Annotated in this window: 22 protein-coding genes and 1 tRNA gene; 10 read left to right on the top strand and 13 right to left on the bottom strand. The window is 60.1% G+C overall.

Annotated features, from left to right (window positions below; all coding sequences use genetic code 11):
- Nucleotides 1–2: 2 nt before the first annotated feature.
- From FHX16_RS02485 to FHX16_RS02470, 4 genes are all read right to left on the bottom strand, one after another.
- Entirely contained in the window at nucleotides 3–1,040 is a 1,038-nt protein-coding gene (locus tag FHX16_RS02485) for a 4-hydroxyproline epimerase (RefSeq protein WP_259126417.1), read from the bottom strand.
- Between the two features lie 801 nt (nucleotides 1,041–1,841).
- Nucleotides 1,842–2,213: a surface protein gene (locus FHX16_RS02480; RefSeq protein WP_259126416.1), complete on the bottom strand. Its 372-nt coding sequence runs from the start codon at nucleotides 2,211–2,213 to the stop codon at nucleotides 1,842–1,844.
- Nucleotides 2,214–2,380: 167 nt separating this feature from the next.
- Nucleotides 2,381–2,704: a hypothetical protein gene (locus FHX16_RS02475; RefSeq protein ID WP_016552562.1), complete on the bottom strand. Its 324-nt coding sequence runs from the start codon at nucleotides 2,702–2,704 to the stop codon at nucleotides 2,381–2,383.
- Between the two features lie 96 nt (nucleotides 2,705–2,800).
- Nucleotides 2,801–3,787, bottom strand: a complete 987-nt coding sequence (locus FHX16_RS02470) for a GlxA family transcriptional regulator (protein WP_259126415.1) — start codon at nucleotides 3,785–3,787, stop codon at nucleotides 2,801–2,803.
- 116 nt (nucleotides 3,788–3,903) lie between these two features.
- Here FHX16_RS02470 and FHX16_RS02465 point away from each other — a divergent pair, with 116 nt between their 5' ends.
- The 3 genes from FHX16_RS02465 to FHX16_RS02455 all read left to right on the top strand — a co-directional run bounded on the left by FHX16_RS02465 (nucleotide 3,904) and on the right by FHX16_RS02455 (nucleotide 5,761).
- Nucleotides 3,904–4,476, top strand: coding sequence for a cysteine hydrolase family protein (locus FHX16_RS02465; RefSeq protein WP_183860472.1), 573 nt, complete (start codon nucleotides 3,904–3,906; stop codon nucleotides 4,474–4,476).
- 160 nt (nucleotides 4,477–4,636) lie between these two features.
- Complete coding sequence (locus tag FHX16_RS02460; RefSeq protein WP_183753148.1) at nucleotides 4,637–5,107, top strand: aminoacyl-tRNA deacylase; 471 nt, start codon at nucleotides 4,637–4,639, stop codon at nucleotides 5,105–5,107.
- 390 nt (nucleotides 5,108–5,497) lie between these two features.
- A complete protein-coding gene (locus tag FHX16_RS02455; protein WP_259126414.1) occupies nucleotides 5,498–5,761 on the top strand; it encodes a hypothetical protein in 264 nt (87 codons plus the stop codon).
- 137 nt (nucleotides 5,762–5,898) lie between these two features.
- Here FHX16_RS02455 and FHX16_RS02450 read toward each other — a convergent pair.
- The 3 genes from FHX16_RS02450 to FHX16_RS02440 form a co-directional block, all read right to left on the bottom strand.
- Nucleotides 5,899–5,975, bottom strand: a tRNA-Arg gene (locus FHX16_RS02450).
- A 121-nt stretch (nucleotides 5,976–6,096) separates the two neighbouring features.
- A complete protein-coding gene (locus FHX16_RS02445) occupies nucleotides 6,097–7,620 on the bottom strand; it encodes a HAMP domain-containing sensor histidine kinase (protein ID WP_183860474.1) in 1,524 nt (507 codons plus the stop codon).
- Between the two features lie 155 nt (nucleotides 7,621–7,775).
- Nucleotides 7,776–9,776 (bottom strand): methyl-accepting chemotaxis protein, encoded by a 2,001-nt coding sequence (locus tag FHX16_RS02440; protein WP_183860476.1) that lies wholly within the window; start codon nucleotides 9,774–9,776, stop codon nucleotides 7,776–7,778.
- A 446-nt stretch (nucleotides 9,777–10,222) separates the two neighbouring features.
- Between FHX16_RS02440 and rpmH the strand changes: the two genes are divergently transcribed.
- From rpmH to yihA, 4 genes are all read left to right on the top strand, one after another.
- Nucleotides 10,223–10,357 carry a 50S ribosomal protein L34 gene (gene rpmH, locus FHX16_RS02435; RefSeq protein ID WP_016552555.1) on the top strand — a complete coding sequence of 45 codons (135 nt, stop codon included), beginning with the start codon at nucleotides 10,223–10,225 and terminating at the stop codon, nucleotides 10,355–10,357.
- 21 nt (nucleotides 10,358–10,378) lie between these two features.
- Nucleotides 10,379–10,780 (top strand): ribonuclease P protein component, encoded by a 402-nt coding sequence (gene rnpA / locus FHX16_RS02430; RefSeq protein WP_016552554.1) that lies wholly within the window; start codon nucleotides 10,379–10,381, stop codon nucleotides 10,778–10,780.
- Complete coding sequence (gene yidC, locus FHX16_RS02425; RefSeq protein ID WP_183753156.1) at nucleotides 10,780–12,573, top strand: membrane protein insertase YidC; 1,794 nt, start codon at nucleotides 10,780–10,782, stop codon at nucleotides 12,571–12,573. The genes rnpA and yidC overlap by 1 nt, the downstream gene beginning before the upstream one ends.
- 135 nt (nucleotides 12,574–12,708) lie before the next feature.
- A complete protein-coding gene (gene yihA / locus FHX16_RS02420) occupies nucleotides 12,709–13,368 on the top strand; it encodes a ribosome biogenesis GTP-binding protein YihA/YsxC (RefSeq protein WP_183753158.1) in 660 nt (219 codons plus the stop codon).
- 52 nt (nucleotides 13,369–13,420) lie between these two features.
- On the opposite strand, the gene FHX16_RS02415 is transcribed toward yihA, so the two are convergent.
- The 3 genes from FHX16_RS02415 to FHX16_RS02405 all read right to left on the bottom strand — a co-directional run bounded on the left by FHX16_RS02415 (nucleotide 13,421) and on the right by FHX16_RS02405 (nucleotide 15,357).
- Nucleotides 13,421–13,978 carry a fasciclin domain-containing protein gene (locus FHX16_RS02415; protein ID WP_183753160.1) on the bottom strand — a complete coding sequence of 186 codons (558 nt, stop codon included), beginning with the start codon at nucleotides 13,976–13,978 and terminating at the stop codon, nucleotides 13,421–13,423.
- A gap of 123 nt (nucleotides 13,979–14,101) precedes the next feature.
- The gene (locus FHX16_RS02410; protein WP_259126412.1) at nucleotides 14,102–14,821 is read right to left on the bottom strand and encodes an anti-sigma factor domain-containing protein; all 720 of its coding nucleotides are present in this window, start codon (nucleotides 14,819–14,821) and stop codon (nucleotides 14,102–14,104) included.
- Nucleotides 14,818–15,357 carry a sigma-70 family RNA polymerase sigma factor gene (locus FHX16_RS02405; RefSeq protein WP_259126411.1) on the bottom strand — a complete coding sequence of 180 codons (540 nt, stop codon included), beginning with the start codon at nucleotides 15,355–15,357 and terminating at the stop codon, nucleotides 14,818–14,820. Before FHX16_RS02405 ends, FHX16_RS02410 begins: the two co-directional genes overlap by 4 nt.
- Nucleotides 15,358–15,489: 132 nt before the next feature.
- Between FHX16_RS02405 and argB the strand changes: the two genes are divergently transcribed.
- Nucleotides 15,490–16,377, top strand: a complete 888-nt coding sequence (gene argB, locus FHX16_RS02400) for an acetylglutamate kinase (protein WP_016552548.1) — start codon at nucleotides 15,490–15,492, stop codon at nucleotides 16,375–16,377.
- An 18-nt stretch (nucleotides 16,378–16,395) separates the two neighbouring features.
- Here the strand turns inward: argB and FHX16_RS02395 are convergent, their stop codons facing one another.
- Together FHX16_RS02395 and FHX16_RS02390 are read right to left on the bottom strand one after the other, a co-directional pair.
- The gene (locus FHX16_RS02395; RefSeq protein ID WP_259126410.1) at nucleotides 16,396–17,169 is read right to left on the bottom strand and encodes an isocitrate lyase/phosphoenolpyruvate mutase family protein; all 774 of its coding nucleotides are present in this window, start codon (nucleotides 17,167–17,169) and stop codon (nucleotides 16,396–16,398) included.
- Entirely contained in the window at nucleotides 17,166–18,245 is a 1,080-nt protein-coding gene (locus tag FHX16_RS02390) for a bifunctional transcriptional activator/DNA repair enzyme AdaA (protein WP_259126820.1), read from the bottom strand. Before FHX16_RS02390 ends, FHX16_RS02395 begins: the two co-directional genes overlap by 4 nt.
- A gap of 101 nt (nucleotides 18,246–18,346) precedes the next feature.
- Here FHX16_RS02390 and FHX16_RS02385 point away from each other — a divergent pair, with 101 nt between their 5' ends.
- Together FHX16_RS02385 and FHX16_RS02380 are read left to right on the top strand one after the other, a co-directional pair.
- Entirely contained in the window at nucleotides 18,347–19,054 is a 708-nt protein-coding gene (locus tag FHX16_RS02385) for a pyrimidine 5'-nucleotidase (protein WP_114711094.1), read from the top strand.
- 110 nt (nucleotides 19,055–19,164) lie between these two features.
- Nucleotides 19,165–19,803, top strand: a complete 639-nt coding sequence (locus FHX16_RS02380; protein WP_259126409.1) for a calcium-binding protein — start codon at nucleotides 19,165–19,167, stop codon at nucleotides 19,801–19,803.
- 46 nt (nucleotides 19,804–19,849) lie between these two features.
- Here the strand turns inward: FHX16_RS02380 and FHX16_RS02375 are convergent, their stop codons facing one another.
- Nucleotides 19,850–20,716, bottom strand: a complete 867-nt coding sequence (locus FHX16_RS02375; RefSeq protein ID WP_183753168.1) for an LOG family protein — start codon at nucleotides 20,714–20,716, stop codon at nucleotides 19,850–19,852.
- Between the last annotated feature and the right edge of the window lie 55 nt (nucleotides 20,717–20,771).

Raw genomic sequence — 20,771 nt, 5'->3', positions numbered from 1 at the left:
CGTCAGATCTCGCCCGCCAAAGGCCCCCAGACGTCCGTCAATGCAAAGCCGCCTGGATGCGGATCGAAGGGGTCGAGCGCGACCTGCGAAAGACCGAAGGTGAACCCGCGACCCGCAATCGTCGGGACAATTGCGGGACGACCAGCAACTTCGGTTTCCGCCAACAGTCCAACTTCGAACTCCGAACCGATGATCGAGCGTGACTTGAAGACATCCCCGACCTTCGCCTCGCCGCGCGCGTGTCGTGCCGCAAGGTTGGCGGAATTGCCCGTGCCGCAGGGTGAGCGATCGGCGCGGCCCGGCCACATGGTGGTGCAGGTGCGAACAGTGCCGTCGGCCTCGAGGTCGCGGAACATGACATAGGCAACGCCGGAGATCGCCGGAATTTCCGGATGGACGACCTCGATGCTGCGATTGATCAGCTCCTTCAACACCATGCCGGCCTGTACGAGAGCCGCGGCATTGCCCTTCTCGATTGTCAGATTGATCTGCCCGACATCGACGAGCGCGTAAAAGATACCTCCGTAGCAGATATCGACCTTGATCTTGCCCCAGTGCGGCGTGTCGACGTCAACGTCGAGTTCCTGCACGAAAGACGGGACCATGGTGAGCTTGACCTTCTCGCAACGCCCATCGCGGCAGGTCGCTGTCGCCTTGACGAGGCCGGCTGCCGTTTCCAGCGTGACGATGGTTTCCGGCTCCTTCATCTCGACGATCCCGGATTCCAGCAATGCCGTCGTGACGCAAATCGAGTTCGAACCCGAGCTGGCGTGCGCCTGATCGGGCTGCAGGATGATGAAAGCCGCATCGGCATCCGGATGCTTCGGCGGCAGCAGCAGATTGACGGAGCCGATCGGAGCGCCGCGTGGCTCGAGGCAGAGGAAACGACGGAGTTCCTGACCCTTTGGATCGGTGTTCAGCCAGTTCAGTTGTTCGGCGACCGTATTGCCAGGGATCTTCGGCACGCCGCCGATTGCGACCTTGCCGATCTCCCCTTCGGCGTGAACATCCAGAAGCTGGATCGTGCGCTTCCATCTCATCAGTCAACTCCTCTCAAGCATGTCGTATCATGTCGGCCGAAGCAGCTTCGGCATCCGCGTCATGTTATCAGCCTGATATATCAGATCGTCGGCGGTTGCCTATGGGGAATTTTCGTTGATGCGGACTTGCGGCAGCCCACCGCCTGCTACACGCCAAGCAATGTAGCGCGACGGCGCACGTCTCTGCGAGCGAGAAGCCACGATTTGTCGATGCAGGAGGCAAAATAGAAAAGAGCCCGGTGCGGGAGGAGGTGCACCGGGCTCTTGATCCTGACTGACAACTGGGAGGAGGAGTGTTGTCAGTCCGATGAAGGAGCGCTGGGAGGAGGAGTGCGCTGCCTTCGAGGTAATAGATAGCCCATTGTTTCGATCAGGAATAGGGAGATTACCGCAACGCAGCAATGCAAATAACGCATACCTCGCAACTGCAGTTGGCCTCTTTTTGTGGCATTTTTGATCAACTAGTCAATTTTTTGGGCGAATACGGCGCTCAATCTGCCGGAATTGCGCGATGAGACGTCAGAATTCCCATTCGAGGACCGATGAGGGGCCCAGTGACTCGAACTCTCGCCAATTGCTATCACGCCGAATTATGCGAACTAGCCGGGGGAACATCTACGCTGCGGAACGCGAATTGATGTGGAGCTCGACTGCGGTAGTGGGCCAAACGGCGGAGCACCGATACGATCTGTTGTGAGTCGCCCTTCGCCGACGAACCTCGAAAAAGTATCACCAGCAGTTGAGGAAGCAGTGAATGTGAAGGCGGGAGCTATCCCGCCTCACATTCAGGACGTTACGTCATCAGTAGCCGTTGTCGCAGGGCATGCTGCCATCACCGTTGGTGCCGCCAAACGTGTTCTGGCAGTAGGTCTGGCGCTGCATGGGTCGCACCGGCTGAGTGCCGATGGAACCTGTCGTACCGCCCTCAACACCGAAGGCAGCCAACGGATACCAGTAGCCATCTGGCCCGCGGCGGGTGCCGGCGCGCTCAGTGCGCGAGCCGCGATAGCCGTTGAAATAGCCTGACCGCTGCTGATTGTACTGCACCATTTCGACGTTCGAGGCGCTTGGGAGAGGAACCTGCTGCATAGGCGCCGCCTGCACGGGAACGGTTGATGGCAGTAGGAGGAGCGCTCCGGCTGACAGGGCAAAAGCAATGTTGGACATGTTCATGATAAATCCTCCTTCTTGGATTTATCAAAGAAAAATGCGTTCCTGCGTAGCAAAGTTCCGCGATCACACGCTCCCTCCTGCAGTCGTGATCAGCGGCGATTGCGCGTGAAGCGGGCTGACGCGGCAGGCGCCACAGCGGGCTAGGCGGCAGGCTTCAGCCAGCGAGCTTATCGGCCGTAAATTCGATACCCTTGGCTCGACAGGCAGGTAACATACTGCCGTTGTGCCGCGGCGATCGCGGTCGCTTCCTGCTGGGCGGGATCGATCGGATAGCGGCCCATTCCGGCGCGCAGCTCGTACTGCTTCTTTGATTCGCGGTACATAAAGTTGCTGTCACCGGTGCAGATGTGATGGGCGACTGCCGGCAGATTGAGCGGTGGATCGGAAGGCCATGCAACAGGTACAAGTGTCGGCATATTGGCATCGACGCAGCTGGCAAGCGTTGCCATGACCGCGCACAACGCAAACGCTTGCACCGTATTCCTCAGCATATTTCCTCCGGCCATGCGCCATGAATCGCTGCCCACGCAGCGCCCATTGCACCATCGCGTCGCAATGTTGCGCCAAGCTAGCCAGCCGGCCTCAATTCATACCCTGCCGTTCAATCCGAAGCGGCTGCGGTAGTCTCCCGGCGACAGGCCGGTAATCTTCTGGAACACCTTGCGGAAGGCGCCCGGATCCTCGTAGCCGGCAGCAACGGCGATCTGCTCGACGGTCCGTTTCGAAGACTCCAGCATTTCACGCGCCTTGCCGACCCGCAGATGCTGGCAGTATTCCGTCGGTCGAAACCCTGTCGCCTTGTGGAAACGGCGAAGGAAGGTGCGCTCTTCCAGGCGCGCGCACTCGGCCATCGCGGGCAGCGTGACTTGGCGCGCGCCGCTCGCGTGCAGCCAGTGCTGCACCTTCAGGATCGGTTCGTCGCCATGGTTCAGGCGGGGCGAGAAGCTGCTGTAGCAGCGTTGCTCCCTGCCAGGCGGATCCACCAGGAGGTAGCGTGCCGTCTCCAGCATGACAGCCGATCCCAGCAATCTGTCGACGAGCTTCAGGCCGAGATCGGTCCAGGCCATCAGGCCTCCGGCGGTAATGACGTCGCCTTCATCGATGATGAGCTTGTCGGTATCGACCCGCACATCGGGAAAGCGCTCAGCCAGTACAGCCGCGTAGGTCCAGTGGGTCGTCGCCATCCGGTGCGCCAGAAGACCGGTCTCGGCAAGCAGGAACGCGCCGATGCAGACGGAACTCAGCGTCGTTCCCTCGGCATGCCGCTGGCGAAGCCATCGGGCCAGCGGAGCGGCTTCCTCGGATGTCATCGGTTCGCCGAAGCTCGGGGGCAGCAGCAGCACGTCGGGCGCCCCTTGGGTGCCAGGTGCCGTATCGAATACGCGCTCGACCGCCTCCGCGGCGTCTGTCTCCCGCCAATGGCTTACGCGCAACGCCGGGCTCCCCGAAGTCCGTTGCCTCGTTGCAAACCGATTCGCCAGATTGAATAGATCAGTCAGCCCATAGACGGCCGCGAGTTGGACGTGCGGATAGAGCAGGATGCCGATCTCGGTCGGTGCGTCGGCTTGGATCATTTGTCAGTTTTGACCTCGATAATGTCAATTTCGCCAATCCACACCATGCCGCTTCAGACATAGTTTGTCCATCAACGGACGGGACGGTCCCGGAAGGAATGAAAGGATATCAGGACATGACCAAACAAGCCCTCATCGTCGTCGACATTCAGAACGATTATTTCCCGAACGGCAAATGGCCGTTGAGCGGCGCCGATGCCGCCGCCGACAATGCTGCACGGATCGTCGCGGCGGCCCGCGATGCCGGCGACCTAGTCATCCACGTCAGGCATGAGTCGATCGGCGAGACTGCGGCTTTCTTCCTTGCTGGGTCCGAGGGTGCACAGATTCATCAGAAGGTGCTGAATCGACCGGGCGAGACCGTCATCGTGAAGAACCATGTCAACGCGTTCCGTGAAACAGAGCTGAAGGCGACGCTTGATCGTCATGGCATCGAAGAGGTGACGGTCGTCGGCAGCATGAGCCACATGTGCATCGATGCCGTGACACGCGCCGCCAGCGATCTCGGCTACCGGGTAACGGTTGTCCATGATGCCTGCGCAACACGCGACCTCGAATTCAACGGCACGCTGGTTCCTGCCGCACAAGCGCATGCGGCGTTCATGGCGGCGTTCGCATTTGCCTACGCCTCCGTGCTTTCGACGGAGGAGACACTGGCCAAGCATGGCGAGGTGAGAGTCTCCGCCTAGGGAGGCGACAGCCGGCGCGCCAAAGTGGTGCGTCGAACTTGCGTGACCGCCATCGTCCTGTGGCGGTCATCAGGCATTGCACCCTCCGCCGTTGACTTCGCGGACGATGAGAGGAGAATGCCTTGTATGCCTTCCGACGCAATCTTAAGGGGAACCCAAGATGACCATCGCAAGGAAGCTTCAGGACTATATCGACGGTGAAGGCATCGCCTACGACACCGTGCCTCATCATCGTACAGCGACGACCAGCCAGTCAGCGCAGGCCGCCCATGTTCCGGGCAGCAGGCTCGCCAAATCTGTCGTCGTCCATCACGAAATGGGATATGTACTGGCCGTTGTTCCGAGCACTCACCGGCTCGAGCTCAGCACGCTGCAGGATGTGATGAACAAGCGCCTCGGCCTCGCCTCGGAAAATGAAGTCAGCACACTTTTCGCCGATTGCGATATAGGTGCGGTCCCGCCGATCGGATCGGCCTACGACGTGCCTGTCATTCTCGACGAAAGCCTCGGCAACGCCAGCGACGTCTATTTCGAGGGCGGCGACCATACGACCTTGGTACATGTCAGCGGTCCCAACTTTCGCAACCTGATGAAGAATGCGCAAATCGCCCGCTTCAGTCACCGACCGTAACGACTCGATTCCACGGGCGGCGGATCAGGTGATTGCCGCCTGAAACACACATCGGCTGACTTTGGTGAGTCTCGGGAAGACTTGCGGGTCTCACACCATACCCTGGTTGGAGTCACGTCATTTTCATGACTGACGTGCATGTCGTTCTAACGCAGCCTCGCAGATCACAAGCGGCCTTCCTTACATCCGAACAATCGAAGAAAAGCGTTGATCGCCGCGATCTCATAATCGCTCTATTGCGGCGGTAGGCGCGTCGACTACCCTCGCCGTCTTGGGACTGACTGACGGCGACGTTTATGAACGGCCGCCTCAGCCAAGGTTCATGTTGAGAAAAATATCCTTTGAAACAAACGCCTAGCCAACGGCGTTACGTGCTCAAAGGAGTAAAACATGAAAAAGCTTACTACCGTAGCAGCCATTGTCCTGACATCGCTTGCATCAACAGCCGCCCCTTCGTTTGCCGATAATGTCAGAGTGATTATTGGAACGCCGGGCTACCATGATGATTACCGGCCCAACTATCGCCACGGCCCGCCGCCACGCTACTGGCGCGATCGCCACTATTCTTCCTACCAGCGTTGCTGGAGGGAACCCTACCAGGTGCGCAGCCATCACCATGAGATTACCAAGTACAAGACGGTTTGCCGTCACTAACGATAGCTGACGCCACCGTAGACCGAATCCCTGCAGCCCTGCCGAGTCGGCGGGGCTTTTTTTGCCTAAGCCGCAGAGGGATGGTTGTGCGCGCAGTACGGCGCCAACCAGACATAAATATGATATGAGGAAGAGAATGGCGCACCCGAAGAGATTCGAACTCCTGACCCCCAGATTCGTAGTCTGGTGCTCTATCCAGCTGAGCTACGGGTGCGTGCCGAAGCGGCCGAACCGCTTGCGTGGGCGGTTCTCTAAAGGGTCCTTTCGGGGATTGCAATAGGCTTTCTGAAAAAATCGCGACTTTGATGGCGCAGAGCGGAAATGCGCAAAATGCATCACTTTTCCTGCAGCGCGCGGCCGCGGTAGTCGTCCAGCGATAGCGGGCGATCCGGAATCTCGATGCGAAACTGCGTTCCAACCGAAGGCTTTTCCACAAGAGCGATGGTGCCACCGTGCGCCAGCACGAGTTCGCGGGCGATCACCAGCCCCAAGCCCGTGCCGCCGGAGCGGGCCGAGCCGCGGAAGGCAGCAAAGAGATTTTGTCTGGCCTTTTGCGGCATACCGGGCCCGGTATCATCGACGATGATGCTGACCACGCTACCGACACGCTGCGCCGAAACGGTGATGCGCTTGGCGCCGTCGGCTCCACGCGCTACCGCCGGTGCGCTGAGGGCCTGCACGGCGTTGCGACAGAGATTGTGGATGACACGAAACAATTGCTCGCTGTCTGCATCGACCTCGAGCTCGGGCGCGACCTGGCCGACGAACTCGATACCGCTCTGAGCATCGATCGCCAACATGTCCTTCACGTCCTGGGTCAGGTCATAGAGCCGGATGCGGCGCCGACGGGGTGCCGCTTCGCTTGCCTGGCCATAGGACAGCACCTCAGTCGTATAACCGACGGCGCGGTCGATTGTGCGTAGCAACTTTGGCGCAAAGGCCTTCACCATCGGATCATCGACGTCCACGAGACGGTCCGACATCAGCTGTGCCGAGGCCAGGATGTTGCGCATGTCGTGGTTGATCTTGGAAACTGCTAGGCCGAGCGCTGCAAGGTTTCTCTGCTGCTTCAGCGTCTTTTGCAGTTCCAACTGCATGGAGGTCAGGTGCCGTCCGGCAACGGCAAGCTCGTCGCGACCGCCGTCGCCGACAAAGACATTCTGCGGATTTTCCGGATCGGAGGAGAAATGCTGCATGCTGCCGGTCAGCTCGCGAATCGGCCGAATCAGGATGCGGTTGATCGCGAAGAACACCAGCGTCGCGGTAAACAGTGAAATCAGGATCGACAGCAGAAAGACGTTGCGGGAATAAACAAGCATCGCATTGCGGAGGTGCTTGTCCTTCATAAGCACTTCGACACCGGTATTGGTGTCCTGTACCGGACCATAGACGCGGATCAGGCGGTTGCCGCCAAAAATCATCGTATCGAGCGCGTCGCGAATCGCGGTCACTGATGGCACGTCGGTCAAATCATACTGTTCATCGACCGAGGTCGGCATGTCCGTCGTCGCAAGTAGGCGCGAGGTGCCCTCTTTCCGCAGCACGATCGCCTTGGTGCCGGTCGCTTCCAACGTTTCCTTCTGCAGCGCGCGCGGCAGTTCCACCGGCTGTAGACCGTCGATCACGATCGCGGCCGCAGCCGCGGCATTCAGCCTTTCGTCCAGCCACCGCAGGCGCATGGTGGCAACCGACGGAAAGAAGATCAGCACCTCGGCGAGCATGATGCAGACAACCGTCAGCCACAGCAACTTGCCGGAAAGCCCGCCGAACATGCCGGACGGGCGCTGGTCCGCCCGGTCGGGCTCGGTCCCGGCAGCACCGTCTGGGAGAAGATTGTCGCCTTGATCGTGGGCTTGCATTGTCTTTCGTCCGCTTGGCGCCGGGCGCCCTTTGCGCGTTCTATATTAGACGATGACGGTCCGCTTTCAAATCTTTGCGAGCAAGGCCATTTGCGACAAATGGAAACGCCGCCCTGAGGCGGCGTTTCGTCTTTGTCCAAGGGAGCGCAGGGCGTTTAAAATTCTTCCCAATTCTGCTCGGCAACGGCGGCGTTGCCGCTAAACGCCCGCGCGACGGTCCCCATGGCGCGACGGGCCGGAGAGGCCACCGGACGATGTTCCTGATGGCGCGCGACGGCGACGGCGGCCGCTGCCGGCACGTTGGAGACTTTGAAGCGTGAGATCAGGCGGACAAGACCATCGGCTTCGCCGGAGAGCTTGTGCGTTGCTGCCGAGGTTTCCTCGACCATGGCAGCGTTCTGCTGCGTCACCTGATCCATCTGATTGACGGCGGTATTGACCTCCTTGAGGCCAGTTGATTGCTCCTTCGCAGCCGTCGCGATCGAGTGGATATGGTCGTTGATCGCGTTGACACGGCGTTCGATCTGGGACAGCGCCTCGCCAGTCGCCTGCACCAGCTTTACGCCAACCTGTACTTCATCGCCGGACTTGGTGATCAGGCCCTTGATGTCCTTAGCGGCGGTTGCCGAACGCTGTGCCAGCTCGCGAACTTCCTGAGCGACGACAGCGAAACCCTTGCCTGCCTCGCCCGCACGCGCCGCTTCGACGCCTGCGTTCAGCGCCAGCAGGTTCGTCTGGAAGGCGATCTCGTCGATGACGTTGATGATCTGGCTGATTTCGCGCGAAGCCTGCTCAATGCGACCCATGGCGTCGACGGCATTGCGGACGACCACGCCCGACTTGCCGGCGTCGTCCTTGGCCTCGGAGACCATGACACTGGCTTCCTGAGCACGCTCGGTCGAATTGTTGACGACCGCGGTGATCTCGTCGAGCGCCGCCGAGGTCTCTTCGAGGGCAGCGGCCTGCTGCTCGGTACGCTTGGAAAGGTCGTCGCTTGCGGCGCGCAGCTCGTTTGTGTTGCCGTGGAAGCCTTCGGCCGTCTCGCGTACTTCGCGCATCGTTGTCTGCAGCGTCGCGAATGTGCTGTTGACGTTCTGCTGCAGTTCGGCGAAGGCGCCCTGGAAGTTGCCGCGCATCGTCTGCGTCAGGTCGCCTTCCGCCAGGCTTGCAATCACCCGGCGCGTTTCGCCGACACCCGCATCGATGCTGGAAAGCAGATGGTTGATGTTGCTGGCGAACTGGTTGAGGTTGTCGTCGCCGTAGTCCTTTTCGATGCGGCGGCTGAAGTCGCCGGCGGCTGCGGATGCAACGACGACGGACATGCTGGACTGCAGATCGTCGCTCTTGGCGCGCATGGCGGTTTCCTGCGCATTCATGCGACGTACGGCGAGACCATTCTCCTTGAAGACAGCGACGGCGGCGGCCATTTCGCCGATTTCATCCTGACGTCCCGCGAAAGGCACTTCGGCCTCAAAGTTACCGTCGGCAACCTGCTTGATCGCGTCCGTGACCTTCTTGATCGGGCGGCTGAGCTGAATGGTGCCGATGTAGAAGCCCATACCGACGCCAGCCACAATGCCAACACCGGTAATCGCAATCACGAGCCACAAGACGGAGGTGCGCGAGCTTTCGACCTGCGCATTGACAGCATCGAGTGTCGCCTTGTCGGTGGCGACGATCGCATCGATCTCCGCCTGGAAAGCCTTGCGATTGGCTCGGTTGGCGTCGTTGTTGCCCTGCTCGTTCGCTGCCTGCGGGCTCACTTCGGTGCCGAGGCGGGCTGTTTCAGCGCGGAACGCGCGGAATTCCTTGGCGCGCTCGGTCATTTTCACGAAGGTGTCTTTCTGGCTTTCAGGAACCAGCGGAGCCCAGGAGGCAATTACCTTGTCGATCTGATCGAGATCCGTCAGCAGCCCCTTGGCGAAGGCAGCGGCTTCCTTTGTCGAGGGAGCGCCGTAGATTCCGCGGGCCTCCATGACCGTCGCCGTCACGAAGCGGTTGAGGCGCTCGCCATAGTAAGCGCGATCAGACGCGTCTTCATATGCCGACAGATTCTCGTCATATTGATGCACGGCCCAAAGTGCCGTTGCCCCGATCAGCAATGCAACGCCGCACATGGCGGAAACGAGCAGATTGATCTTACCTCGGATTTTCAAAGGAAGCCCCCCAGAAACTGATGACAAGCCGGGAAAGCTTTCCGGCCGATAGCTAAATTTGGCCGAAATAAATTAACGTTAGATTTCGGATGCTTGGCCGCCTAACTACAAAAAATTACCTGTACTTAGTCGTCAACGTTTGGTTTTTTGCGCCGAAAAACGCTAGATCGCCCCGAGAATGCGCGCAGCAGTTGCGAACGAAGAAAAATATTACGCACGGCCGACTTTAACGCGCCGTCACAAACATTAATGTGCGTCGCTAAATCTTGTAGCGCTGGGCTGAAATCCAGAAATTCCGGGCGATAATTGACTTTGACGGCCTTCATCCGTATAAGCCGCCGCACGTCCGGTCATATAAGGCTCTCGTTAGCCTCGCCCGTTCGAAAAACAACGCTCCTTGCAATATGCAAATTCAAGAAGGGCCGCACTCCGCGGTGTTTAAATAAATGAAGCGTACCTACCAACCATCCAAGCTTGTTCGCAAGCGCCGCCACGGTTTCCGTGCACGCATGGCCACCAAGGGCGGCCGTAAGGTTATCGTTGCTCGCCGCGCACGCGGCCGCAAGCGTCTTTCGGCCTAAGGCCGAATTGCCCGATAAGAGATGGCGGGCGAATTGACGACCAATAAGAAGAAAATGACTGCCGGGCGGCTGAAAAGCCGCCCGCAGTTTCTTGCTGTCCGCAATGGCGAAAAGCGCAGGGGCAGCTTCTTCCTGCTCGAAGTCCTCGACCGGAAGGAACCAGAGGCCGAAGCCCGCGTCGGCTTCACCGTCACCAAGAAACATGGCAACTCGGTCGAAAGAAACCGCATGAGGCGGCGCCTGAAAGAGGCGGTGCGACTTCATGCAGGGTTTGCAATGCAGCCCGGACACGACTATGTGGTTGTCGCGCGAAGAGACGTGCTGCAAGCACCCTTCGAAAAATTAGCCGCAGAGCTCAAAACTCGCGTCGAGACCAAGCCGAAACACAAGCGGTCCGGAGACGGCCGCCCCAGGAACGTATGATGCAAAACAACCGCAACTACTTCATTGCGATCGCCCTCTCCGTGCTGATCGTTCTCGGGTGGCAATTCCTCTACATGAATCCGCGCATCGAAGCGCAGCGCAAGGCTGAACTCGCTCAAAAAGCGCAGCAGAAGACCGAACAGGTGCAGACCCCTGCTGCGGGTGGCGCGGGTACGGCCCAGACGAGTGGCGCCGCGCCTTCCGGCCAGGCTGCCGCGACAACCTCGCTTGCTGACGCACTTGCCAAGAACCCGCGCGTCACGATCGATACCGCCGCTCTTGCCGGCTCCATCAACCTCGTCGGCGCCCGTCTCGATGACCTGAAGCTCAAGGGCTATCACGAGACCGTGGATGATTCGAGCCCGATCATCACGCTCTTCAGCCCGTCGGAGACGAAGGACGGCTACTTCGCCGAACTCGGCTACATCGGCGACGCCACCACCGGCAGCGTTCCGGGTCCCTCGACCGTCTGGACCGCACCGGAAGGCGCCAAGCTGACCGAAACGACACCGGTTACGCTGACCTACACCAATGACAAGGGCATCACCTTTGCCCGCACGATCTCGGTCGATGAGCACTACATGTTCACGGTCACCGACAAGGTTACCAATGCGGGCCAGGCTCCGGCGGCATTGTCCTCCTATGGCCGCGTCACCCGTTACAACAAGCCTGCCGTTGCCTCGACCTACGTGCTGCACGAAGGCTTCATCGGCGTGATCGGCGACAGCCTGCTCGAGAGCAAGTACGCCGCTGTCGAGAAGGAAGCCGTAACGCCGGCAACGGCAACCGGTGGCTGGCTCGGCATCACCGACAAGTACTGGGCGGCAACGATCATTCCGCCGCAGCAGACCCCGTACGATGCACGCTTCACGCACTTCACGGATGGTCAGCCGCGTTTCCAGGCCGACTACAAGCAGAACGCCGTTACCGTCGCTCCTGGCCAGTCGCTTGAACTGAAGAACCTCGTGTTCGCCGGCGCCAAGGAAGTTCCTGTCATCGACGGCTACGAGAAGACCTATTCGATCCCGAAGTTTGACCGGTTGATCGACTGGGGCTGGTTCTACTTCCTGACGAAGCCGATGTTCAGGCTGATGGACTTCTTCTTCCGTTACTTCGGAAACTTCGGCGTCGCCATTCTGATGACCACCATCGTCGTCAAGGCGCTGTTCTTCCCGCTCGCCAGCAAGCAGTACGCTTCGATGGCGAACATGAAGCGCGTGCAGCCGAAGATGGAAGAGCTGAAGGCCAAGTTCGGCGACGACCGCATGGGCCTGCAACAGGCGACGATGGCGCTCTACAAGGAAGAGAAGATCAACCCGATCGCCGGTTGCTGGCCGATCGCACTACAGATCCCGATCTTCTTCTCGCTCTACAAGGTGATCTACATCACCATCGAGATGCGCCACGCGCCGTTCTTCGGCTGGATCCAGGACCTTTCGGCGCCCGATCCGACGTCGTTCATCAACCTCTTCGGCCTGCTGCCGTTTGCGGCGCCCGCCTTCCTGCATCTCGGCGTCTGGCCGCTGATCATGGGTGTGACGATGTTCCTGCAGATGCGCATGAACCCGACGCCGCCGGATCCGACGCAGGCAATGATCTTCAACTGGATGCCGCTGGTCTTCACCTTCATGCTGGCGAGCTTCCCGGCAGGTCTGGTCATCTACTGGGCCTGGAACAACACGCTGTCGGTGATCCAGCAGTCGGTGATCATGAAGCGCCACGGCGTGAAGATCGAACTCTTCAGCAACCTGAAGGGGCTCTTCAAACGAAAGCCGGCCCCGACGGAGAAATGACCAAAGCCCCGCTTCGGCGGGGCTTTTCATTTCAGCCGGCATTGCTGCGGTAACCTGGCAGCTGCCGGTCGGTTGACAAAATCGCCGGAAACCTGAATGCCATAGGCACATTGGATCTGGACTGGAAAAGGCCGAATGACCGACAACAAGAACGACAAGCCGCTATTCGGGCGCCCCTGGACCTTTATCCGCGGCGTACCGTCCCTGAAGTTCCTGCCGCCGGAAGGGCCGCTGGAAGTGGCCTTTGCCGGCCGATCGAACGTCGGCAAGTCGTCGCTGATCAATGCGCTCGTCAGTCACAAGGGGCTGGCGCGTACCTCGAATACGCCGGGGCGCACGCAGGAACTCAACTACTTCGTGCCGGAGGGTTACTCCGGTGAAGCCGGCGACCTGCCACCGATGGCGCTCGTCGACATGCCGGGCTACGGCTACGCGCAGGCGCCGAAGGACCAGGTCGACGCCTGGACGAAGCTCGTCTTCGATTACCTGCGCGGCCGCGCGACGCTGAAGCGGGTCTATGTGCTGATCGACAGCCGCCACGGCGTGAAGAAGAACGATGACGAGGTTCTGGATCTGCTCGACAAGGCGGCGGTCTCCTATCAGATCGTTCTGACCAAGACGGACAAGATCAAACCACCGGCTGTGACCAAGCTGCTCGCGGACACCGCGGAAAAGATCAAAAAACGGCCGGCCGCCTATCCCGGCATCATCGCCACCTCCTCGGAAAAGAGCGAGGGTCTCGATGACCTGCGTGAGGCGATTGCCCAAACGGTCGGGATCGCCAACTGGAAATGAAAGAAGGCGCCCAGATGGAATTGGGCGCCTTACGCTGACTGCCTGAACCGGCTTACATTTTCGGCAGCAGAACCTTGTCAACGACGTGGATGACGCCGTTGGACTGCTTCACGTCAGCGATGGTCACATGGGCGACATCGCCGTTTTCATCGGTGATCGTGATCTTGCCCATGTTTTCCTTGGCCTTCAGCACGCAACCGCCGACCGTCTTGATGTCGTGTTCGCCGCCGTCGGCCTTGATCATCTTGGCAACGGTTTTGGCCATCGCGTCAGCGGCGACGACGTGGCAGGTCAGGACCTTCGTTAGTTGGGCCTTGTTTTCCGGCTTCAGCAACGTATCGACCGTGCCGGCGGGCAATTCCGCGAAGGCTTCATTGGTCGGAGCAAAGACTGTGAAAGGTCCCTTGCCTTCCAGCGTCGATACCAGACCAGCAGCCTTTACCGCCGCAACCAGCGTCGTGTGATCCTTGGAGTTCATGGCATTCTGCACGATATCCTTGGTCGGATACATTGCGGCGCCACCGACCATTGGGTTCTTGGCCTGCGCAGCGAAAGCAAATGCGGAAACGGCAGCAGCAAGCACGCTCAAGCGCAGTGCGGACTTCATCATGATGGTTCTCCTCTAGCGTCCGTGGCTAAGCCGACCGGATGCCGACATTCCTTACGGACATGAGGATCTACGAGAGGCTCGTGGGGAGAGTTTCAGCCAGAGCGCAAACTTGCTGAAAAAAGGTCAACGGCGGTGCGTCGTACCGCTTGCCACGATCGGCCCGGTGGCCTGCCCGGTCGGCGAGCCGCCGAAAGGCTCGAGGCTGACCGCCAGAGTCGCGCCTTCGTCTACGCTGCCGCGCATATCGACAGGGATGACCAATTCGCCTGCCTGACCGGGAGGAAATACGCCAAGCGATCTTGGTGCACCGCTTGCCGGAACAAGCCAGAGCTCCAGCGACTTCTCTTCGGGCTTGCCGGTGGCGATGGGTACGATCCGCAGTTTTCCGCTCTGTCGTTCATAGGAGGCAAGTAGATTGACCTGGCTGCTGGAGGCTGTCAGTTCAGCCACGAGCGGTGCAGGGGCCTGAGGCGGAGTGACGGCAACGGTGGCAATCGTTAGTGCGCCCGCGGTGATCAACAGCGAGACGAGCGCGAGGCAGCGCCAGAAAATGAGCGAACCCCACACTCCACGCGCCGGCGCCGGGGTTGCTTCAGGCGCACCAAACAACCGCGCCTCGATCTGCTTGAACGTTTCCTGGCTGGGGCTAACGACGTCGTAATCGTCGTTGAAGGAGGAGAGATTGGTTTCCCAGCGGCTGACGATGGCCGCGAACTGCCTGTCGCGACGCATCCGCTCCTCTACAACTCGCCGATCCTTGAAGGAAAGAACACCAAGAACATACTCACCGGCGAGTACCTCGTCGCGGGAGCGGCCTCCCTTGCTCTGATCCGGCGATGTCATCGTTCCATGCACTCTCTCAGTTTCAAGAGGCTGCGACGCAGCCATGTGCGCATCGTGTTCAAAGGGACGCCAAACTGATCGGCCAGTTCCTGATAGCTCTGCCCTTCGACGTAAGCTTTCTTCACCGCCATTGCCCGATCAGCTTCCAACTCTTCCATGCAGGTGTCAATGCGCCTTCCTTCATCCTTGATCACAGTCTGTATCTCGGGGGAGGGTTCGTCATCCGCGAGGTCGTAGGCACTATCGAGTTCGTCGGCAATCGGCTTTCGCGCGCGCATGATGTCGATCGCCTGGTTGCGCGTGATTGCCGCGAGCCAGGAAGACGGCGCACCGGATCCGGCAGCGAACACGCCGGCACGCTGCCAAATCTTCACGTAGACTTCCTGAAGCGATTCCTCGGCCTCGGTTCTGTCCTTCAAGATACGCAGGCAGATGGAAAAGAGTTTCGGGCTGGTCTCGCGATAGAGCGTGGCAAAGGCCTTGCGATCGCCGATCGCCACCAGGCTGATCAGATGCGCGATTTCGTCGCTTGTCATGCCATGCCCCTTACCACTAGCCCGACTCCCCGGGCTTACTGCCAGCTGATACGGCAAACTAATGGCCTCTGGATTATTCCATCTGTCAAAAACTTGAGATAAAAGGCCGCGATCAATTCCGCGGGGTATCCCATGAACCAGTCCGAAAGCGAAACCCAGGCACGCCTGCTTGCGCAGGCCCTGCCTTTCATGCAGCGCTATGAGAATAAGACGATTGTCGTGAAGTACGGCGGCCATGCCATGGGCAATGCCGAGCTCGGCAAGGCTTTCGCGAGCGACATCGCGCTCTTGAAACAGTCCGGCGTCAATCCGATCGTCGTCCACGGCGGCGGCCCGCAGATCGGCGCGATGCTGACGAAGATGGGCATCGAATCGAAGTTCGAAGGCGGCCTGCGCGTCACCGACGCCAAGACGGTCGAGATCGTCGAAATGGTTCTCGCCGGCTCGATCAACAAGGAAATCGTCGCGCTCATCAACCAGACGGGCGAATGGGCGATCGGCCTTTGCGGCAAGGACGGCAACATGGTCTTCGCCGAAAAGGCGCAGAAGAAGATCAAGGACCCGGATTCGAACATCGAGCGCGTGCTCGACCTCGGCTTCGTCGGCGAGGTCGTCGAAGTCGACCGCACGCTGCTTGACCTGCTTGCCCGCTCGGAGATGATCCCGGTCATCGCACCGGTCGCCCCCGGCCGCGACGGCGCGACCTACAACATCAACGCCGACACGTTTGCCGGCGCGATCGCCGGTGCGCTGAACGCCACCCGCCTGCTTTTCCTAACTGACGTTCCTGGCGTTCTCGACAAGCAGGGCAACCTGATCAAGGAATTGTCCGTCGCGCAGGCGCACGCGCTGATCGCCGACGGCACGATCTCCGGCGGCATGATCCCGAAGGTCGAGACCTGCATCGATGCGATCAAGGCCGGCGTCCAGGGTGTCGTCATCCTGAACGGCAAGACCGCCCATTCGGTGCTGCTCGAGATCTTCACCGAGCACGGCGCGGGAACGCTGATCGTTCCCTGAGCCTTTGCCGGACCTCTGTTAGCCCGCGGCGGCATAGACCGCCGCGGCTGCCTCTTTCAGCTTCTCCATCATCGCCCGATATGGTCCCGGCCCGTAGCTGACGCGGCTGACACCGAGCTTCGCCAGCGTTTTCACGTCCGGGGCGCCCGGCCGCATCATGATGTTGACCGGCAGCGGCGACGCGGCGCAGACCTTCTCGATGAGACCCTCGTCGATCAGCCAAGGCACGAAGAAGCCGTTGGCGCCGGCGGCGGCGTAAGCCTTGCCGCGCTCGATCGCTTCCTCAACCAGACCGGCATGCTTCGAAAGATCACCTTCGCGCAGGAACAGATCGGTGCGTGCATTGATGAAGAAGGCAATGCCGCGGCGGTCCGCCATCTCGCGGATGGCGCGGATGCGGGCGACCTGCTTCTCGACGGCGTGCAGCCCTTCGCCGCCAACCACCTGATCTTCAAAGTTGATACCGACTGCGCCGGCGTCGATCAGCTTTTCGACATTGGTGGCAGCACCCGCCGGATCGGTGGAATAGGCACCCTCGAAATCGACCGAGAGAGGCAGGCCGTTGACCGCGGTGATCTGGCGGGTAGTGGCGATCAACGCCTCCATCGGAATCTTTTCACCATCACCATAGCCCTGCGCTGCCGCGACCGACCAGCTTCCGGTCGCCAGCGCCTTTGCGCCGGCTTCGGTCACCGCCTTCGCCGTTCCGGCGTCCCATATGTTATAAAGGACGACGGGATTGCCCTTTTGATGCAAGGCGCCGAACGCCTTTGCCTTCTCAGCCTGGTTCATTGAATTCCCTCCACAGACAATCTCTTGGATTTCATCTCATTTTCGTGTCGCAAAAGCCATTGCTTGCGCCAGAGCCCGCCGCCGTAGCCGGTCAGTGAGCCATCGGCGCCAATCAGCCGGTGGCAGGGGATGACAATCGCCATCTGGTTCGCCCCGTTTGCGCGGCCGACGGCGCGCACGATCTGCCGGTTTTCCATATCGCGCGCAATGTCGCCGTAGGCGCGTGTCTCGCCAACGGGTATCTCCATCAGCTTCGACCAGACCTGCCGCTCGAAAGCCGTGCCGAAACCCAGCGCAAGCGGCGTCCGGAAGGATGCCGATCTGCCATCGAAATACGCCTTCAGCTCGGCATCGATCTGCTCGATCGCCGGCGTGCGGCCGGCTGCGACGGTAGAGCGCGTCTTGCGCTGCAGCTTGTCTAGCTCAGCAGGCAGCGCCTTGCGGTCGTGGAATTCGAGGAGATGCAAATGCGTCTGGTCGGCCACAGCAACCATGGGGCCGAGCGGCGTTTCGAACCAATCCGCACGCAGAAGGTCGCGTTTCTGCGATAGCGCGGGCGCTTTGCCGATCAGCCGCTGAAATGCCGCGCGGAAGCCGCTGCCCGATTCATACCCTGCCTCGATCTGAGCGTCGATGACACGGGCGCCATTCGCCAGCTGTTTCGCCGCCTCGCCAAGACGGCGATAACGGGCGATATCGAGAAAGGTCATGCCGAGGGATCGCTTGAAGGCTCTCCGTACGGTCGAGGGATCGTAGCCGCCCGCAATCAGATCGTCCTCCGTCCATCGCGCTGCGGGATCGCGGTCGAGCGCGGTGAGGAGCTGGTCGACGATCGGCTCCCTGCCCGCCTCCTCCAGAGGCCGGCAGCGTTGGCAGGGCCGAAATCCGGACTGCATGCAGGTGGCGATAGAACCATAGAACAGCGTGTTTTCCCGCTTCGGTTTACGAGCCGGGCAGGTCAGCCGGCAGAAGATGCCGGTTGTCTTGACGCAGACATAGGCAAGGCCTTCATAGGCCGGGCTGCGGGCAATCAGCGCATCGTAAAGCGCGTCGTCACTGGGAAGGTCGAAGAGCATGAGGAGTTCTACCATCCCTTCCCGGCTGCGTCCGCCGCAAATCGGGCGTCTATTTTTTCTTGCCGATTTCCTTGCCCGGCAAGCCGTGCCATAACGACCGCATGACCAAGATAGATCGCACGCCGACCAAGGCGGACTTCTCGCATGTGACCGAGTGGGTTTTCGACCTCGACAACACGCTCTATCCGCACCACGTCAATCTTTTCGCGCAAATCGACAAGAACATGACGGCCTATGTCGCGACCCTGCTGCAGATGGAGCGGGACGAGGCGCGTAAGCTGCAGAAACAGTACTACCTCGATCACGGTACGACCCTGCAGGGGCTGATGATCCACCACGGTATCGATCCGAACGACTTCCTCGAGAAGGCGCATGCGATCGACTATTCGAGCCTGACGGCGCAGCCGGAACTCGGCGCGGCAATCAAGGCCCTGCCGGGCCGCAAGTTCATCTTCACCAATGGCAGCGTCAGGCATGCCGAGATGGCGGCGGGCGCGCTCGGCATCCTCGAGCATTTCGACGACATCTTCGACATCGTGGCCGCCGATTTCGTGCCGAAACCGGCGCAGGAGACCTATGACAAGTTCACTGCGCTGAAGCGGATCGAAACCGGCAAGGCGGCGATGTTCGAGGATCTCCCACGCAACTTGAAGGTCCCGAAAGCGCTCGGCATGCAGACGGTCCTGCTGGTGCCGAACAATCTCGAGGACACGGTCGTCGAATGGTGGGAAAAGACCAGCGGAGAGGACGATCACATCGACTTCGTGACCGACGATCTCACTGATTTTCTTGCGAAGATTGCCGACTAGATTACAGAAATTTCATCCAGCTTACCGATCTTTAATTGGGCAATTTGCCGCACCGGCCCTACCCTTTCACCTGTAGTCCTCATTGTGATTGCAGATCGAAAGGAATTGAGATGTCACGAAACAAGCTGATACTGGCCGCACTCTCCTCCGTCATGATCGTCGGTGCCGCAGCCGGCACCAGTTTTGCCGCCTCTCACGACAAGAAGCACCATTCGTCGCGCCCGCAACACGCCATGGGCATGATGATGGGGCCGCGCATGGGCGCGATCCGTGAAGTCATCTTCGTTCGCATGCTGAAGCAGTTCGACACGAACAAGGACGGACAGATTTCCAAGCAGGAAGCCAAGGACGGGATGGAGGCAATCTTCGTCGCGATCGATACCGACAAGGACGGCTCCCTGACGCCAGGCGAAATCCGCAAATACCGCGAAGCGCAGATGGCCAAGGTAAAGGCACCCGCCGATGATGCAACGGATGACGATGCTACGCCGATGGCGCCGCCGGCCGATGCCGACAATGCTCAGCCGGCGCAACCGCAGCCCGGTCCCGACGGCCGTCCGGATCGCCGCGGCATGCATGGCGGGATGATGCGCGGCATGATGATGATGCAGCGCTTCGATACCGACGAGAACGGCCAGATCTCCAAGCAGGAAGCCGAAGCGGCATTCGACAAGTTCTTCACCTGGATGGATCGCAACAAGGACGGCACGATCTCGCTCGACGACATGCCGGATCGTCCGTTCCCGTAAGCTAGAGCTTACATAGATCGAAGCCCGCCCACCGGCGGGCTTTTTCTTACTCGTGGTGTTCGTAGAAATCCTGGATGATCTTCCAGGCAGCGTCGGCAGTATCGACGAAGCTGATCAGGTCGACATCGTCGGGCGCAATCGTGCCGAATTCCGCAAGCGCCTCGAAATTGACGATGCTCCTCCAGAACTTCTCGCCGAACAGGATCAACGGCATCTTTTCCATCCGGCCGGTCTGGATCAGCGTCAGGCACTCGAAGAATTCATCGAGCGTACCGAAGCCGCCAGGGAAGACAGCGATCGCCTTTGCCCGCACCATGAAGTGCATCTTGCGGATCGCGAAATAGTGGAAATTGAAGCTCAGTTCCGGCGTCACATAGACGTTCGGCGCCTGCTCATGCGGGAGCACGATGTTGAGGCCGATCGAGGGAGCACCTTCATCAGCCGCACCACGGTTGCCGGCCTCCATGACACCAGGGCCGCCGCCCGTAACAACGACATACTCATGAAAATCGAAGCCCGCCGAATATTTCGAGCACAGACGGGCGAACTTGCGTGCTTCGTCGTAGTAGACCGAAGCTGCCTCGAGGTTGGCGCGCTGCGTTTCGTTTCTCGCTGCCCAGGCGCTCTGGCCTGGCGCCGGAATGCGGGCGCCGCCGAACATGACGACCGTCGACTTGATTCCGCGCTCGGTCAGCAGCATTTCCGGCTTCATCAGCTCCAGTTGCAGGCGGATCGGCCGCAGCTCTTCGCGGCATAGAAAGTCTTCATCGACATAGGCAAGACGATAGGCAGGTGACAGCGTCTGGGGTGTTTTCGGCACGGCTTCGGCGCGATGCTTGTCGGTTGCGCTCGTCTTCAGCGGGTCCCAGACGCCATCCTTGCGCCGCAGCCTGCTGTTTTTTGTTTTTGCCATGTCAAAATGCCTCTCAGTACGCCCGGCAGGTGGTGCCGGTATGTCGTTTCCTGCT

The organism is Rhizobium sp. BK661 (assembly GCF_024808825.1).
Lineage (GTDB): Bacteria > Pseudomonadota > Alphaproteobacteria > Rhizobiales > Rhizobiaceae > Rhizobium.
The sequence above is the reverse complement of the archived record's forward strand: the minus strand, read 5'-3'. Positions and strand labels throughout refer to the sequence as shown.

Bases quoted from the DNA above. Each gene is read 5' to 3' on its own strand.
- FHX16_RS02485 (WP_259126417.1), bottom strand. From the start codon at position 1,040: ATGAGATGGAAGCGCACGATCCAGCTTCTGGATGTTCACGCCGAAGGG.
- FHX16_RS02480 (WP_259126416.1), bottom strand. From the start codon at position 2,213: ATGAACATGTCCAACATTGCTTTTGCCCTGTCAGCCGGAGCGCTCCTC.
- FHX16_RS02475 (WP_016552562.1), bottom strand. From the start codon at position 2,704: ATGCTGAGGAATACGGTGCAAGCGTTTGCGTTGTGCGCGGTCATGGCA.
- FHX16_RS02470 (WP_259126415.1), bottom strand. From the start codon at position 3,787: ATGATCCAAGCCGACGCACCGACCGAGATCGGCATCCTGCTCTATCCG.
- FHX16_RS02465 (WP_183860472.1), top strand. From the start codon at position 3,904: ATGACCAAACAAGCCCTCATCGTCGTCGACATTCAGAACGATTATTTC.
- FHX16_RS02460 (WP_183753148.1), top strand. From the start codon at position 4,637: ATGACCATCGCAAGGAAGCTTCAGGACTATATCGACGGTGAAGGCATC.
- FHX16_RS02455 (WP_259126414.1), top strand. From the start codon at position 5,498: ATGAAAAAGCTTACTACCGTAGCAGCCATTGTCCTGACATCGCTTGCA.
- FHX16_RS02445 (WP_183860474.1), bottom strand. From the start codon at position 7,620: ATGCAAGCCCACGATCAAGGCGACAATCTTCTCCCAGACGGTGCTGCC.
- rpmH (WP_016552555.1), top strand. From the start codon at position 10,223: ATGAAGCGTACCTACCAACCATCCAAGCTTGTTCGCAAGCGCCGCCAC.
- rnpA (WP_016552554.1), top strand. From the start codon at position 10,379: ATGGCGGGCGAATTGACGACCAATAAGAAGAAAATGACTGCCGGGCGG.
- yidC (WP_183753156.1), top strand. From the start codon at position 10,780: ATGCAAAACAACCGCAACTACTTCATTGCGATCGCCCTCTCCGTGCTG.
- yihA (WP_183753158.1), top strand. From the start codon at position 12,709: ATGACCGACAACAAGAACGACAAGCCGCTATTCGGGCGCCCCTGGACC.
- FHX16_RS02415 (WP_183753160.1), bottom strand. From the start codon at position 13,978: ATGATGAAGTCCGCACTGCGCTTGAGCGTGCTTGCTGCTGCCGTTTCC.
- FHX16_RS02410 (WP_259126412.1), bottom strand. From the start codon at position 14,821: ATGACATCGCCGGATCAGAGCAAGGGAGGCCGCTCCCGCGACGAGGTA.
- FHX16_RS02405 (WP_259126411.1), bottom strand. From the start codon at position 15,357: ATGACAAGCGACGAAATCGCGCATCTGATCAGCCTGGTGGCGATCGGC.
- argB (WP_016552548.1), top strand. From the start codon at position 15,490: ATGAACCAGTCCGAAAGCGAAACCCAGGCACGCCTGCTTGCGCAGGCC.
- FHX16_RS02395 (WP_259126410.1), bottom strand. From the start codon at position 17,169: ATGAACCAGGCTGAGAAGGCAAAGGCGTTCGGCGCCTTGCATCAAAAG.
- FHX16_RS02390 (WP_259126820.1), bottom strand. From the start codon at position 18,245: ATGCTCTTCGACCTTCCCAGTGACGACGCGCTTTACGATGCGCTGATT.
- FHX16_RS02385 (WP_114711094.1), top strand. From the start codon at position 18,347: ATGACCAAGATAGATCGCACGCCGACCAAGGCGGACTTCTCGCATGTG.
- FHX16_RS02380 (WP_259126409.1), top strand. From the start codon at position 19,165: ATGTCACGAAACAAGCTGATACTGGCCGCACTCTCCTCCGTCATGATC.
- FHX16_RS02375 (WP_183753168.1), bottom strand. From the start codon at position 20,716: ATGGCAAAAACAAAAAACAGCAGGCTGCGGCGCAAGGATGGCGTCTGG.